This is a genomic window from Arthrobacter sp. D3-16, from assembly GCF_054408515.1.
Genome location: NZ_CP096437.1, coordinates 2,888,443 through 2,902,079 on the forward strand (window position 1 = coordinate 2,888,443; position 13,637 = coordinate 2,902,079).

The 13,637-nt window shown below is 64.0% G+C and carries 13 protein-coding genes; 8 read left to right on the forward strand and 5 right to left on the reverse strand.

Annotation, left to right across the window (positions count from 1 at the left end; all coding sequences use genetic code 11):
• Positions 1 to 214 precede the first annotated feature (214 nt).
• Both M1D32_RS13650 and greA read left to right on the forward strand, forming a co-directional pair.
• Positions 215 to 589: a DUF4307 domain-containing protein gene (locus M1D32_RS13650; protein ID WP_458779185.1), complete on the forward strand. Its 375-nt coding sequence runs from the start codon at positions 215 to 217 to the stop codon at positions 587 to 589.
• A 142-nt stretch (positions 590 to 731) separates the two neighbouring features.
• Positions 732 to 1,226, forward strand: coding sequence for a transcription elongation factor GreA (gene greA, locus M1D32_RS13655; RefSeq protein WP_458779186.1), 495 nt, complete (start codon positions 732 to 734; stop codon positions 1,224 to 1,226).
• A gap of 84 nt (positions 1,227 to 1,310) precedes the next feature.
• On the opposite strand, the gene M1D32_RS13660 is transcribed toward greA, so the two are convergent.
• Genes M1D32_RS13660 through M1D32_RS13675 form a run of 4 tightly spaced genes read right to left on the reverse strand, consistent with a single transcriptional unit; the run spans position 1,311 to position 5,524 of the window.
• Complete coding sequence (locus M1D32_RS13660; RefSeq protein WP_458779187.1) at positions 1,311 to 1,931, reverse strand: rhomboid family intramembrane serine protease; 621 nt, start codon at positions 1,929 to 1,931, stop codon at positions 1,311 to 1,313.
• Positions 1,932 to 1,939: 8 nt separating this feature from the next.
• Positions 1,940 to 3,178 (reverse strand): threonine ammonia-lyase, encoded by a 1,239-nt coding sequence (ilvA, locus tag M1D32_RS13665; protein WP_256246820.1) that lies wholly within the window; start codon positions 3,176 to 3,178, stop codon positions 1,940 to 1,942.
• A 3-nt stretch (positions 3,179 to 3,181) separates the two neighbouring features.
• A complete protein-coding gene (locus tag M1D32_RS13670; RefSeq protein WP_458779188.1) occupies positions 3,182 to 4,525 on the reverse strand; it encodes an AI-2E family transporter in 1,344 nt (447 codons plus the stop codon).
• A gap of 39 nt (positions 4,526 to 4,564) precedes the next feature.
• Entirely contained in the window at positions 4,565 to 5,524 is a 960-nt protein-coding gene (locus M1D32_RS13675; protein WP_458779189.1) for an aldose 1-epimerase family protein, read from the reverse strand.
• Between the two features lie 132 nt (positions 5,525 to 5,656).
• On the opposite strand from M1D32_RS13675, the gene galT reads away from it, so the two are divergent.
• On the forward strand, positions 5,657 to 6,817 hold the full coding sequence (galT, locus tag M1D32_RS13680) for a galactose-1-phosphate uridylyltransferase (protein ID WP_458779190.1): 1,161 nt from the start codon (positions 5,657 to 5,659) through the stop codon (positions 6,815 to 6,817).
• Positions 6,814 to 8,001, forward strand: coding sequence for a galactokinase (gene galK / locus M1D32_RS13685; protein ID WP_458779191.1), 1,188 nt, complete (start codon positions 6,814 to 6,816; stop codon positions 7,999 to 8,001). The genes galT and galK overlap by 4 nt, the downstream gene beginning before the upstream one ends.
• A gap of 100 nt (positions 8,002 to 8,101) precedes the next feature.
• Here the strand turns inward: galK and M1D32_RS13690 are convergent, their stop codons facing one another.
• Positions 8,102 to 9,016, reverse strand: coding sequence for a Bax inhibitor-1/YccA family protein (locus tag M1D32_RS13690; RefSeq protein WP_458779192.1), 915 nt, complete (start codon positions 9,014 to 9,016; stop codon positions 8,102 to 8,104).
• Between the two features lie 440 nt (positions 9,017 to 9,456).
• On the opposite strand from M1D32_RS13690, the gene M1D32_RS13695 reads away from it, so the two are divergent.
• Genes M1D32_RS13695 through M1D32_RS13710 form a run of 4 tightly spaced genes read left to right on the forward strand, consistent with a single transcriptional unit; the run spans position 9,457 to position 13,636 of the window.
• Positions 9,457 to 10,797 carry a branched-chain amino acid ABC transporter permease gene (locus M1D32_RS13695; protein WP_458779193.1) on the forward strand — a complete coding sequence of 447 codons (1,341 nt, stop codon included), beginning with the start codon at positions 9,457 to 9,459 and terminating at the stop codon, positions 10,795 to 10,797.
• Between the two features lie 9 nt (positions 10,798 to 10,806).
• On the forward strand, positions 10,807 to 11,775 hold the full coding sequence (locus M1D32_RS13700) for a branched-chain amino acid ABC transporter permease (protein WP_458779194.1): 969 nt from the start codon (positions 10,807 to 10,809) through the stop codon (positions 11,773 to 11,775).
• Entirely contained in the window at positions 11,772 to 12,866 is a 1,095-nt protein-coding gene (locus M1D32_RS13705; protein WP_458779195.1) for an ABC transporter ATP-binding protein, read from the forward strand. The genes M1D32_RS13700 and M1D32_RS13705 overlap by 4 nt, the downstream gene beginning before the upstream one ends.
• Positions 12,863 to 13,636 carry an ABC transporter ATP-binding protein gene (locus tag M1D32_RS13710; RefSeq protein WP_458779196.1) on the forward strand — a complete coding sequence of 258 codons (774 nt, stop codon included), beginning with the start codon at positions 12,863 to 12,865 and terminating at the stop codon, positions 13,634 to 13,636. Before M1D32_RS13705 ends, M1D32_RS13710 begins: the two co-directional genes overlap by 4 nt.
• Position 13,637: the final 1 nt, after the last annotated feature.

Here is a 13,637-nt window from a genome sequence, read left to right on the forward strand (position 1 = left end):
GGCTCCTTATTCTTCATTGCGGCTTGTGGCTGCTGAACGATTGCTGAACGGGCGGGGACGGCAGGGCCTGCTGTGCCGCCGGCCGGGAAAGCTCCGCCGGAAGGGGCACTAAACTGGTCAGGTGACTTCCCCGGACCAGCCGGCCCATTCCGAGCCCGCGAACACTAGCCTAGCCAATCGTTATGGTGCTAAAAAGCGCCGGCTCTCCCCTGCCATGAAGCGCACTATTGGGGGCGCGGCGCTGGCTGCGGGGATCGGTTTTATGGCCTGGGTTTCCACCTCGAATTCCCTCACCGAGGTGAGCTTCAAGGACATTGGCTATGTCACCACGGACGCCACGCTGGCCGAGGTGGACTTCCAGGTGACCCGGGAACCCGGAACCTCCGTGCAGTGCGCCGTCAAGGCTTTGGATTCGAAGTACGCCGTGGTGGGGTGGAAAGTCGTGGACATCCCTCCGTCGGAGGCTGACGGAACAGCCGACGGCGGTCGGACAGTCTCGCAACGCGTCCCGGTCAGAACCGAGTCACAGTCCGTATCCGGCGTGGTGGACAGCTGCTGGATTCCCGGCGACGCCGGACAGAAGATGTGATACGCGCCGCTTCCTTGTTGGGTTTATTCCACCGGGTTGACTACAATGGAGCAATACCTTTACCCCGCTGAGCTGGTTACTGTTCCACAAGTGGCCACCGTGGCGGGGTCTTTTGCATGTAGGACCATTAGAGGAGAAGTCCGTGTCTACCACCAACAGCGCAGCTGCAGCCTGGCTTACCCAGGAAGCTTTTGACCGCCTGAAGGCAGAGCTGGACCACCTTTCCGGCGCTGGCCGGGCAGAGATCGTCCAGAAAATTGAATCAGCCCGGCAAGAGGGTGACCTCAAGGAAAACGGCGGCTACCACGCGGCCAAGGAGGAGCAGGGCAAGATCGAGGCCCGCATCCGCCAGCTGACGGCCCTGCTTCGGGATGCCCACGTGGGCGAATCTCCGGCAGATGACGGAATCGTGGAGCCCGGCATGATCGTGGTTGCCAGGATTGCCGGTGACGAAGAAACCTTCCTGCTCGGTTCCCGCGAAATCGCAGGTGATTCCGATCTTGACGTTTTCAGCGAGAAGTCTCCGCTGGGTGCCGCCATCCTGGGGCATAAGGAAGGCGACACGTTGAGCTACACGGCGCCCAACGGCAAGGACATCACAGTGGAGATCCTTTCCGCCAAGCCCTACGCGGCATAGTCCCGAACGCACCAGGCGCGCCGGCAGTCCCCCAACCGGGGGCTGCCGGCGTTTCGCTTTAAGGAGGAAGGTTCCGGGCGGCGGTCAGGACCCGATGCCCGTTACACCTTTGCGGGGCCGCAGGATCAGCGCGGCCACCACTCCCCCGGCTGCGCCGCCCAGATGCGCTTGCCAGGAGACGAAGCCGGAGACCAGCGGGAGGACGCCCAGCAGGATGCTGCCGTAGCCCATGAACAGCACAACTGCCAGGAGGATCTGCCGCCAACTGCGGTTGAAGAAGCCCCGGACCAGCAGGAAAGAGAACAGCCCGAAGACCAGGCCGGAGGCTCCCACCGTGATGCCGCCGTTCCCGATCAGCCAGACAGTCAGCCCGGATCCGAGCCAGCTGAAGGCCAGCGCCGTCAGGAAAACCCGAAGTCCGGACAGAAAGACCAGGAAGCCGAAAATTATCAGCGGCAGGCTGTTGGACAGCAAGTGGTTCAGGTTGGCATGCAGGAGCGGGAAGGTGAAGATGTCCAGCAGCCCGTCGGCGCTTCGGGGCCGCAGGCCGAACGTCCGGTTCAGCGAGCGCAGCATCAGCGCGTTGAACAGTTCAATGGCGAACAGGAGTGCCACAAAGCCGCCAAGCACCAGCAGTCCGCCCTTTGCCCGGGCGGCGATGGTCCGCCGCTCCCCGAACCCTCTGTTACCCATCAGTCCGGCCATGGCTTGTCCTAGTGCACCACGATGGGCTGGAAACCCTCGGCGCGCAGCGCGCTGAGGACCTGCTCGCAGTGTTCGTGGCCCTTGGTTTCGAGGTTGACGGTGATGGAGACGTCGCCCATGCTGATTGACCCGCCCACCCGGGTGTGGTCCAGCCCGGTGACGTTGGCATCGTTCTCCGCGATGATGCGGGCGATGGTGGCAAGCGAGCCCGGCCGGTCGTCCAGCATCATGCGGACGGTCATGTAACGCCCTGCGGCGGAGAGGCCACGCTGGATGACTTTGAGCATCAGCATGGGGTCGATGTTGCCGCCTGAAAGGACCACGGCCGTGGTTCCGGGATTCTCGATCTTGCCGTCCATGAGGGCGGCCACTCCCACAGCACCGGCAGGCTCCACCACCATCTTCGCCCGCTCGAGCAGGAAAATCAGCGCACGCGCGAGGGAGTCTTCGCTGACCGTTACGACGTCGTCCACCAGTTCACGGATGATGCTGAAGGGAAGCTGTCCCGGGCGTCCCACGGCGATGCCGTCGGCCATGGTAGACACCTTCTTCAACGGGACGAGTGCATCAGCGGCGAGTGACGGCGGGTAGGCAGCGGCGTTCTCGGCCTGCACGCCGATGATGCGGATCTCCCGGCCCAGTTCCCTGGCCCGTGCCTTGATGGCGACGGCGACACCCGCCAGGAGCCCCCCGCCGCCTACGCCCATCAGCACGGTGTCAACGTTGGGTACCTGCTCCAGGATTTCGAGTCCCAGCGTGCCCTGGCCTGCAACGACGTCCACATTGTCGAACGGGTGGACGAACACCGTTCCGGTTTCGTTGCTGTACCGCTGGGCTTCGGCGAGCGCCTCGTCGACATTGTGCCCGTGCAGGATGACCTCGGCCCCGTGGCTACGGGTGGCGGCCAGTTTTGGCAGGGCCACGCCCAGCGGCATGTAGATGCGGGCTTTGATGCCCAGGCTCTTGGCAGCTACAGCGACGCCCTGGGCGTGGTTGCCTGCGGACGCGGCAACCACGCCGCGCTTTTTCTCTTCCGGGGACAGCCGCGCCATCCGCACGTAGGCGCCGCGGACCTTGAATGATCCCGCCCGCTGGAGGTTTTCGCACTTGAAGTAGACGTCACCGCCGACCAGCGCCCCCAGTGCCCGGGATGATTCCACCGGGGTCCGCGCGATAATCCCGTCGAGCAGCTTCTGCGCCTCCAGGACATCGTCCAGCGTGACGGGAAGGGTTTCAAGGATGTTCACGGACTAATCTCCTCTGGATTTCGGCCCTGGCGCCGCGCCGTTCGAACGGGCGTCAGGTTGTTCTGCATCGGTGCTGGCTGCGGCGTCCACGCCGCCTTTGAGGGCGTCCGGCGGGTCAGCACGCGTAATGGTGTTGTCCGGGCCGGCGCCGGCAGCCACCGAGCCTGCAGGTGATGCCAACACCTGTTCATGTTCCCACGTTCTGGCCGCGATGTAGCGAACGGCCGAGTTTGCGACGGCGAGGACGGGCACCGAGAACAGCGCTCCGGGAATCCCGGCCAGGTAGGAACCGGCCGCTACCGAGAGGATCACTGCCACCGGATGCAGGGCTACCGCCTTGCCCATCACGAGTGGCTGAAGGATGTGGCTCTCCAGCTGCTGAACCAGCAGCACGATACCGAGCATGATCAGGGCGTTGATGGGGCCGTTCGCCACCAGCGCGAGCAGTACGGCAATGGCTCCTGTCACCAGGGCGCCGACGATCGGGATAAACGAACCGATAAACACCAGCACACTTAGGGGCAGCGCCAGCGGGACGCCGATAATCGCCGCACCCAGGCCGATGCCGACTGCATCCACAAATGCCACAAACATCTGGATGCGGGCATAGCTGACCATCGAAGCCCAGCCCTTGCGCCCGGCGCCGAACGTCGCCGCCCGTGCCTTCCGTGGCAACAGCCGGACAAGGAACGCCCAGATCCGGTCGCCTTCGAGGAGGAAGAAGATGAGGACGAAGAGCGCAAGGACCAGTCCCGCCGCGAAATGCCCTGCGCTGCTGCCGAAGGAGAGCGCACCGCTAAGGATATTGCTGGTGTTGTCCTGCAGCGCGGTGCTGGCTTCCTGCAGGTACTGATCGATCTGGTCTGCCGTGAGGTGGAGAGGCCCCTCGGACAGCCAGTTCTGGATCTGCCGTATGCCGGTCAGCGCTTCGGACCAGAGTTCCCCGAAGCCGGCGACGAGTTGCCTGCCCACCAGCGCCAGCGATCCCCCGATCAGGCCCAGGAAGCCCACCACCGTAATGGCCACAGCCGCCCCGCCGGGGATCCTGCGCCGTTTCAACCAACCCACCACCGGGCTCAGGAGGCCGGCCAGGAGGGCGGCGACCATCACCGGGATGATGAGGAAACTGATTCCCCGCAGCAGCCAAACCAAGGCGCCGCCCACAAGGAGGATGAGTCCCAGGCGCCAGGCCCATGATGCGGCGATGCGCACTCCGTAGGGAATGTCCTTGTCCAGTTCGCGGTCCGTCAAGACGCGCAATGGCGGAGTTCCGTTGGCCGGCGCAGCGGATGGTTGCCGTACAGGAAGTTGAGGGTCGGGCGATACGGGATCCTCGGCTGGCGTCATAGCCTAATAATTCCCCAGCCACGGCCTAATGGGAAACTGCTAGCCGGCGGCACCGGGACGGTAGTCGATCCCCCACGACATAGTGAAGTATTCGCCCGGCTGCACCCACCGGAGTCCGTCGCCGGAGTTGAAGGCGTTGGCGGGACCGGTCATGGGTTCAACAGCCACCGCGCGGCTCCGGTCCGGGTATTGCGTGCTGACGTAGACATGGACGTATTGGCATGATTCATCCTGCCAAAGGCTCACCTGCCGGCCATCCGGAGCCGCCAGCACGTGCCGCGCCCTGCCCCTTTCAAACTGCAGGCCGGTCAGGGCGACGTCCACGTTCAGCGGGGCAACATGCAACCCTGCCCGGAAGTCGGTGTCGCCCTGGACGGGCGCGCTGCTGCGCGGGATGAGGCGTTCGTCAGCCAGCAGCTGGGTATCAGCGGACACAGTCAATACGAGTTCCTCAACCGGGGTTTCCCCCAACCGCAGATACGGATGGGCCCCGAGGACGACGGGGGCAGCCTTCCTGGAATCGTTGGCCAACGTTTGGCGGACCTCCAGGCCAAGGTCTTCAGTGAGGAGGTACTGCACCCGGTGGCGCGCCAGGAAGGGGTATCCGTGCTGGGGAAAAATGGTGGCCTCAAGCGTGACTGAATGTTCGGACTCGTCAACGAGCGCGTAGGAGGCGTTGCGGAGGAGTCCGTGGCTTGCGTTGTTGCGTGCCACCTCGGTGATGGCAAGCTGCTGCTTCTTGCCGTCCAGGAACCACTGGCCGTCTTCGACGCGGTTGGCCCAAGGCGCAAGCGTGATCCCGGACCCGCCGGGCGGGATCTCGTCATCCCCGTAGGTTTCCGTCAGCTGGACTCCTCCCCTGCTGAACAAGCGGAGTCCGGCGGCCAGTTCGGTGACGACTGCCAAGGCGTCTCCCCGCCGGAGTTCATACTGCCGGCCGGTTGCGTACGCCCGGTAGCCTGAACCGACGCTGGTTTCGGGGGATGAATCGGAAGTCATGAGCAATACCGTACAGCGCCGGCGCCAGTGCTGGCATCGTGCCCTTGTTGGATTTTGTTAGTTTCTATTCTCTTTTGGGCGAACCGTGGCACAATAGTGTTAATTTGCAGCGCCACCAACAGGACGGGATCCATGACGGGAATCACCAGCACCAGGCTCTCCGACGGCAGGGAACTGATCTATTTTGATGACGCCCACGCCCTCAAAGCGCGGACTGCACGCACCACCACGGACCACCGGCCCTTGCCGCCAAGGAGCGAGCCGGGCGAAGTCCGGTTCGATGCCCTCACCGGTGAATGGGTGGCGGTAGCAGCCCACCGCCAAAGCCGCACCCACCTGCCGCCGGCCGACCAGTGCCCCATCTGCCCCACCACCGCCAGCAATCCATCAGAAATACCGGCTGGCAACTACGACGTTGTGGTGTTTGAGAACCGCTTCCCTTCCCTCGGCCCGGCTCTGGGCGCCGTCCCGGCGGAAGCGGCATGGGGGACAACGGGCCCGGCTTATGGCCGCTGCGAAGTGGTGGCGTTCACCCCGGACCACACCGGTTCCTTCAGCGGCCTGAGCGAAGCCCGCTCCCGCACTGTTATCGAGGCATGGGCGCAGCGCACCGCGGCCCTGAGCGCCCTCCAGGGAATCAAGCAGGTCTTCCCCTTCGAAAACCGTGGCGCGGATATCGGCGTCACCCTCCACCATCCGCACGGCCAGATCTATGCCTACCCCTACGTCGCCCCGCGCGCCGGCGTCCTCGGCGCTGCTGCCCGGAAGTTCTACGACGCGGCAGACGGCCGCGGGACCCTGACGGGCTCGCTGCTGCGCTCAGAACGCGAGGACGGCAGCCGGATGATCATGGAAGGCGAAAATTTCAGCGCCTACGTCCCGTTCGCGGCCCGCTGGCCACTTGAGATCCATCTGGTTCCCCACCGTCAGGTTCCGGACCTGGCGGCGCTGAGCGGAGAGGAGAAGGACGAGCTGGCGCACGTCTACCTTGACCTGCTCAAACGGCTGGATGCCCTCTACCCCACTCCGACGCCGTACATCTCCGCATGGCACCAGGCCCCGCTGGATGCACTGCTGCGTCCCGCGAGCTACCTCCACCTCCAGCTCACATCACCACGGCGGGCCGCGGACAAACTGAAGTTCCTCGCAGGGTCGGAGGCGGCCATGGGAGCCTTTATCAATGACACCACCCCGGAAAGTGTGGCAGAGCGCCTGCGCAACGTCACCGTTCCAGCTTCAACACCCTCCCCGGCTGCCTTTTCGGCAGCCCTGCCCGAAGGAGCCCCCGCTTGAGTGCCGGACCTGACCCGCTGACCACACCTGAGAGCACTGCCACCGAAGACCTGGCCGCACGGTTTACCCGGGAGTTCGGCGGTGTTCCGGCTGGAGTGTGGCAGGCACCCGGCCGCGTGAACCTGATCGGAGAACACACGGACTACAACGAGGGATTCGTCCTGCCCTTCGCTATCGACCGGACCGCACGCGTGGCGGTAGCCGTGCGCCCGGATGCCACCGTGCGGCTCCTGTCCACCTACGGCGACCAGGGCCTGGTGACCGCCTCACTCGACTCCCTGAAGCCCGGCTCGGCCAAGGGCTGGACCAAGTATCCGCTGGGCGTTATGTGGGCACTGCGGGAACGGGGCATCGAGGTTCCGGGCGTTGACCTGCTGCTGGACTCGAATGTCCCGCTCGGCGCTGGGCTTTCCTCCTCCCATGCCATCGAGTGCGCTGTCATCACCGCGTTGAACGAACTGACCGGTGCAGGGCTGCAGGCCGAGGAGATGGTCCTCGCCACCCAGCAGGCCGAAAATGACTTCGTAGGTGCGCCCACGGGAATCATGGACCAGTCTGCCTCGCTGCGGGGGTCGAAGGGCCACGCCGTCTTCCTGGACTGCAGGGACCAGCATGTGAGCCTGGTTCCGTTTGAAACGGAACCGGCGGACTTGGTGATGCTGGTCATCGACACCCAGGTGTCACATTCGCATGCGGACGGCGGCTACGCCTCCCGCCGGGCCTCCTGTGAACTGGGGGCCGAGGTTTTGGGAGTGAAGGCACTGCGCGATGTGCAGGTGGGCGACCTGGAGGAAGCGGCAGGGCTCCTGGACGACGTGACGTTCCGCCGGGTGCGCCACGTGGTCACCGAGAATGACCGCGTACTTCAGACCGTGGAGCTCCTCGCGGGCCAGGGGCCGGCAGCGATCGGTCCCCTCCTGGACGCGAGCCACGCCTCCATGCGCGACGACTTCGAGATCTCCTGCCCGGAGCTGGACCTGGCCGTGGAGGCTTCCCGGGCCAACGGGGCCATTGGTGCCCGGATGACCGGCGGCGGATTTGGTGGCGCGGCCATTGCGCTCACTCCCGTCGATTCTGAGCAAAAGGTGCGAGACGCCGTCGTAAGTGCCTTTGCCCATGCCGGCTTCACCGCTCCGGACATTTTCACGGTAACGCCGGCGGCCGGCGCCATGCTGATCGCGTAAGTCTGGAACAACGGCTGAGGGCCCCACCTTCCGGTGGGGCCCTCAGTTGTTTTGCGTATGTACCGGGCGTCGTCCGACGGCGGGACGACGCCGGGGTTTGCTAGTCGTCCCCTCGCAGGATGGCGAGCAGGCGGATGATTTCAACATAGAGCCAGACCAGCGTGACGGTGAGGCCGAAGGCCGCCGTCCAGGAGAAACGCTGGGGAGCACCGCTGCGGACACCCGCTTCGATGCTGGTGAAGTCCATGATCAGCGAGAAGGCTGCCAGGCCGATGGCGAGCAGGCCGATGAAAACACCCAGCGGAATGCCGAAGATCTCCACGCTTGTCCGTAGGCCAAAGGGCTCCTGCACGGCACCGGTCATCATCATGACCATGTTGATCAGCGCAAAGACCGCGTAGCCGATGATCGCGATCATAAAGAACCGCATCGCCTTGGGCGTGGCGCGGACCTTGCCGCTCTTGAACAGAACGAGGGTCACGGCGAACACGGACAGGGTGCCAATCACTGCCTGCAGGCCAACGCCCGGGAACTGCGCATCGAGGATACGTGTCAGACCACCGAGGAAGAGGCCTTCCAGTCCGGCGTACGCCAGGATGAGGGCCGGCGAAGGCTGCTTCTTGAAGGTGTTGACCAGTGCCAGGACGAAGCCGCCAAGAGCACCGACAATCATCAGCAGCGAAGCAAGCCCCATGCTGACAAACATGGTGACGGCAGCACCGGCAACCACGACGCCAAGGCAGGCTGCCGTCTTGACGATGACGTCGTCGAAGGTCATCCGTCCGGTATCAGCCGGACCTGCTGCGGGCTGGTTGTACATCTGCTGCAGCTGCTCGTCGGTCATGGGCTGCTGCCCGTAGCCCTGCTGGCCATAAGGAGCCTGGCCGTACGGTGACTGGCCGTACGGTGACTGGCCATATGGTGACTGGCCATAGGGAGCCTGCGGGACAGGCGGTGCCTGGGTGGCTCCACGGAAGCTTTTTCCGTTGAAGATCGGGTTGCCGCCAAGTGCCATTGCGGGATTCCTCCATTGATGGGTGTGTTTGTGAACCTTATGGTTTACGCTACCAATTTTCACGTCGCGGCACTGCTAAAAGTTCCCTGCGGCCACGGGTGCAACCCAACCGTGACGTGCTGACGCCACATCGCCTCTGGGGCCAGGAGTCCACCAGGCCGTCCGACCCCTCCGGGAAGCACCGTGGCTCAACAAAGGTTTCCTCCTGCTCTTCCACGGTTAAGGCCCGGCGTTCAGCTCAGTTGTTACCTGATCGCTATGCTGGCGCCTCCAATCCGGGCATTTATAGGTTCTTTCGGGCTGTAGCATAAGCCAAGCAGGGTGACGGAACTCACATGTGTGACGGGTGCAGGGCGTTATGGCATCATCCCAGCCCTGCATCCGTTCGCACCGGTTGCAATGGCGCAGCCGAGACCGCCCCCCAAGTGGAGGTTTTCAATTTGAGAAGTACATCCCAAGGCCTGCCGGCCGGAGGACGCCGCGGGTTGCTAAGACTATTGGGAGCCATCAGCGCGTCCATCCTGGCAATCCTCCTCGTGGTGGCCCCGGCATCCCAGGCCACTTCCCCCTCACCGACACCATCCCCGTCGAACCAAACCTTCCAGAACAACATCAGCGGATTTCTCCGTGACGATACGCGCGCACCCCTGGCGGACGTGACCATCACCGCCAAGAGCGGCGACTTCACCGGCACCGCCAAGTCGTCCGCGAACGGGTCCTGGAGTATCGGGGTGCCCGAGCAGGGGACCTACACGGTGGAGCTGGACGAATCGACCCTGCCTGAGGGCATAACCCTGGCCGAGGGCCAGGAGAACCCCCGCGAGGTGACGTTCAGCCAGACGTCCAACCTGTCAGTCATCTTCGCGTTCGGCAAAGGCATCGTGGTCCAGCAGCAGGACTTCGGCCAGAACCTGCTCAACCGGCTCGTGGCCGGCTTGAGTTTTGGGCTACTGCTCGCACTGGCGTCGGTCGGCCTCTCGCTGATCTTCGGTACCACGGGATTGACCAACTTCGCCCACGGCGAGATGGTCACCCTCGGTGCGGTCCTGGTGTTTGCCCTCAATGCGATCGGACTTCCGTTCTGGCTGGCCATCATCCTCTCCCTGCTGGGCGGCGGGTTGTTCGGCTACGTCCAGGACCGGGGGCTGTGGCGGCCCCTGCGGCGCCGCGGCACGAGCCTGGTGCCCATGATGATCGTCAGCATCGGCCTTGCCCTTGCCGTCCGTTACGTCATCCAGTTCTTCTTCGGCGGCGCAACCCAACAGTTGCCGTTCGCCCAAAGCCCTGAGATCCAGCTCGGCCCGGTCTCCATCTCACCCAACAACCTTTGGTCCCTGGGTATCAGCGCGGTGGTCATCGCCCTGATCGGCATCGTGCTGCTGAAAACCAGGCTGGGCAAAGCCACCCGTGCAGTGGCGGACAACCCCGCCCTCGCTGCGGCATCGGGAATCGACGTCGACGCTGTGATCAGGCTGGTCTGGATCACCGGCGGCATGCTGGCGTCGCTCGGCGGCATCCTCTGGGCCTACTACCGTCCGGGCGTCACGTTCGACATGGGCTCCGCCATCCTGCTGCTGATCTTCGCCGGCGTAACCCTCGGCGGGCTCGGCACCGTCTTCGGCGCCCTGATCGGTTCCATCATCGTCGGCATCTTCGTGGAGCTGACCACCGTGTTCGGCCTCGCCGCCGACCTCAAATACGTGGGAGCCCTGTTCATCATGATCGTTGTCCTCTTGTTCCGGCCACAGGGAATCCTGGGCCGACGCGAGCGCGTGGGTTAGGAGACAGCCATGGACTTTGGATTCATTCTTGCCAGTGCCGCCGCTGAGATATTCAGCCCGACGACGGCCGCCTACGCCCTGGCCGCACTCGGCCTCGCCGTACACTTCGGTTACTCAGGGCTGCTCAACTTCGGCCAGGCGGGCTTTATGGCCGTGGGGGCCTACGGCTTCGCCATTTCCACCCTCAGCTTTGGCGTCCCGTTCTTCGTGGGACTGCTGATCGCCATCATTGCCTCAGCCATTTTTGCGTTGCTGCTGGGCATCCCCACCCTGAGGCTCCGTGCCGACTACCTCGCCATCGTCACCATTGCGGCGGCCGAAATCGTCCGGTACATCGTCACCACCAACCAACTCACCTCCGTCACGGGATCGGCCAACGGCCTGGCTGCCTTCGAAGGCGGGTTCTACTCCATGAACCCGTTCCCCGAAGGCTCCTACTTCGGCATGAACAGCCGTGACTTCTTCATCCGCGTGGTGGGTTGGGCGCTGGTGATCCTTTGCTGCACGCTTGTCTGGCTGCTAATGCGCAGCCCCTGGGGCCGGGTGCTCAAAGGCATCCGTGAAGACGAGAACGCCGTACGGTCACTGGGCAAGAACGTCTACGCATACAAGATGCAGGCCCTTATCATCGGCGGTGTCCTGGGCGCCCTCGCCGGCATGGTCTTTACCCTCCCCCGCGGAGCGGTACAGCCGGCAAACTATGGAACAGAACTTACGTTCTTCCTCTACACCTGCCTCCTGCTCGGCGGCATGGCCACGGTATTGGGGCCGGTCATCGGCGCCATGATCTTCTGGGTGGTCCTCTCCTTGACCCAAGGGATCCTTTATGGCCTGATCGAGTCAGGTGCGGTCACATGGCTCAACACGGTCCAGGCCGGGCAGCTGCGCTACATCCTGGTTGGCGTCGCCCTGATGCTGCTGATGATCTTCAGGCCACAGGGCGTCTTCGGAAACAAGAAGGAGTTGGCGTTCGCATGAGCAAGCACAGCGAAGAATTCACCACCACTCAGGCGGGGGACCCGGACTACATGACGGACACCCGTCCCATAGCCGCCGGCGAGACCGGCCCGGGCTGCAAAAAACGGGACCCTATCGTGGTCGCGGAAAACGTCACCCGAAGCTTCGGCGGCATCAATGCCGTGGACGTCGAATACCTGGAAATTCCCCGCCACAAGATCACGGCACTTATCGGCCCCAACGGAGCCGGCAAAACCACCCTCTTCAACCTGCTGACCGGTTTTGACACGCCCAACAGCGGCAAGTGGCAGTTCGAAGGCCAGAGCCTGGCCGGGGTGTCCCCCTACAAGGTGGCGCGGATGGGAATGGTGCGCACGTTCCAGCTCACCAAAGTCATGGGCAAGCTGACCGTGATGGAAAACATGCGGCTTGGCGCCGCAAACCAGCCCGGTGAGAGCCTCGCCAAGGCCCTGTTCAAAGGCATCTGGGGCGGCAGGGAAAAGCAGATTACCGCCGAAGCCGATGTCCTGCTCGAGAAGTTCAAACTCGACGCCAAGAAGGACGACTACGCGGCTTCCCTTTCCGGCGGCCAGCGCAAGCTCCTGGAAATGGCCCGGTCCCTCATGGTCCGGCCCAAGCTGGTGATGCTTGATGAGCCCATGGCAGGCGTCAACCCTGCGTTGACGCAGTCCCTGCTGGACCACATCAAGAACCTCAAAGCCGAAGGCATGACGGTCCTCTTCGTGGAACACGACATGCACATGGTCCGGCATATCGCCGACTGGGTAGTGGTCATGGCCGAAGGAAAGGTGGTTGCGGAAGGTCCCCCCGGGGAGGTCATGAAGAACCCCGCAGTCATCGACGCCTATCTGGGCGCCCACCACGACGTTGACCTCGGAGACTCCGAGGGCATCAAGGAGCTTGCGGCGGAACTTGTGGCCGACGAAGAATCCATCGTTGGAACAGAAAATGCGGGCATCATCGCCGTGGACGTTGTGGCGGCAGAGGGTGGCCAACCAGCCCGCAGTGGGGACGGCCAGCCACAGGGCGATCAACCACGCGGGCGCCACGGAAGCTCGGAGACCGGCAGCACAGAGAAGGACACCCCATGAGCAGCACCAGCACGGCACCCGCCGCACAGCCAGTCAGCGACAGCGACTCAGTGGTTAAGGTTACCGACCTTGTGGCCGGTTACCTTCCCGGGGTCAACATCCTGAACGGGTGCAGCATCGAGGCCCGGAAGGGCGAACTGATCGGCATCATCGGACCCAACGGAGCCGGCAAGTCCACTCTGCTGAAAGCCATGTTCGGCCTCGTGAAGGTTCATTCCGGGACAGTCGTGGTGCGCGGGCAGGACATCACCGGGCTCAAAGCGAACAAACTCGTGTCCCGGGGTGTGGGTTTCGTCCCCCAGACCAACAACGTGTTCGCCACCCTGACCATCGAGGAAAACCTGCAGATGGGCATGTTCCAGCGGCCCAAGGACTTCGCGGAGCGGTTCGACTTCGTCACCGGCCTGTTTCCTGAACTCGGCAAGCGCCGCGCCCAGCGTGCCGGCTCCCTCTCAGGCGGTGAGCGGCAGATGGTGGCCATGGGCAGGGCACTGATGATGGACCCGGCCGTGCTGTTGCTCGACGAGCCGTCCGCCGGCCTCTCCCCCGTCAAGCAGGACGAAACCTTCCTGCGCGTCCACGAGATCAACCGCGCCGGCGTCTCAGTGATCATGGTGGAACAGAATGCCCGCCGCTGCCTCCAGATCTGCGATCGCGGCTATGTCCTGGACCAGGGCAGGGATGCCTACACCGGCACGGGCCGCGAACTGATGAAGGACCCCAAGGTCATTCAGCTGTACCTCGGCACGCTGGCCGATACCGTCGAGTAAA

Bases quoted from the DNA above. Each gene is read 5' to 3' on its own strand.
- M1D32_RS13690 (WP_458779192.1), bottom strand. From the start codon at position 9,016: ATGGCACTTGGCGGCAACCCGATCTTCAACGGAAAAAGCTTCCGTGGA.
- M1D32_RS13705 (WP_458779195.1), top strand. From the start codon at position 11,772: ATGAGCAAGCACAGCGAAGAATTCACCACCACTCAGGCGGGGGACCCG.
- M1D32_RS13660 (WP_458779187.1), bottom strand. From the start codon at position 1,931: ATGGCCGGACTGATGGGTAACAGAGGGTTCGGGGAGCGGCGGACCATC.
- M1D32_RS13670 (WP_458779188.1), bottom strand. From the start codon at position 4,525: ATGACGCCAGCCGAGGATCCCGTATCGCCCGACCCTCAACTTCCTGTA.
- galT (WP_458779190.1), top strand. From the start codon at position 5,657: ATGACGGGAATCACCAGCACCAGGCTCTCCGACGGCAGGGAACTGATC.
- M1D32_RS13675 (WP_458779189.1), bottom strand. From the start codon at position 5,524: ATGACTTCCGATTCATCCCCCGAAACCAGCGTCGGTTCAGGCTACCGG.
- M1D32_RS13710 (WP_458779196.1), top strand. From the start codon at position 12,863: ATGAGCAGCACCAGCACGGCACCCGCCGCACAGCCAGTCAGCGACAGC.
- M1D32_RS13650 (WP_458779185.1), top strand. From the start codon at position 215: ATGAAGCGCACTATTGGGGGCGCGGCGCTGGCTGCGGGGATCGGTTTT.
- M1D32_RS13700 (WP_458779194.1), top strand. From the start codon at position 10,807: ATGGACTTTGGATTCATTCTTGCCAGTGCCGCCGCTGAGATATTCAGC.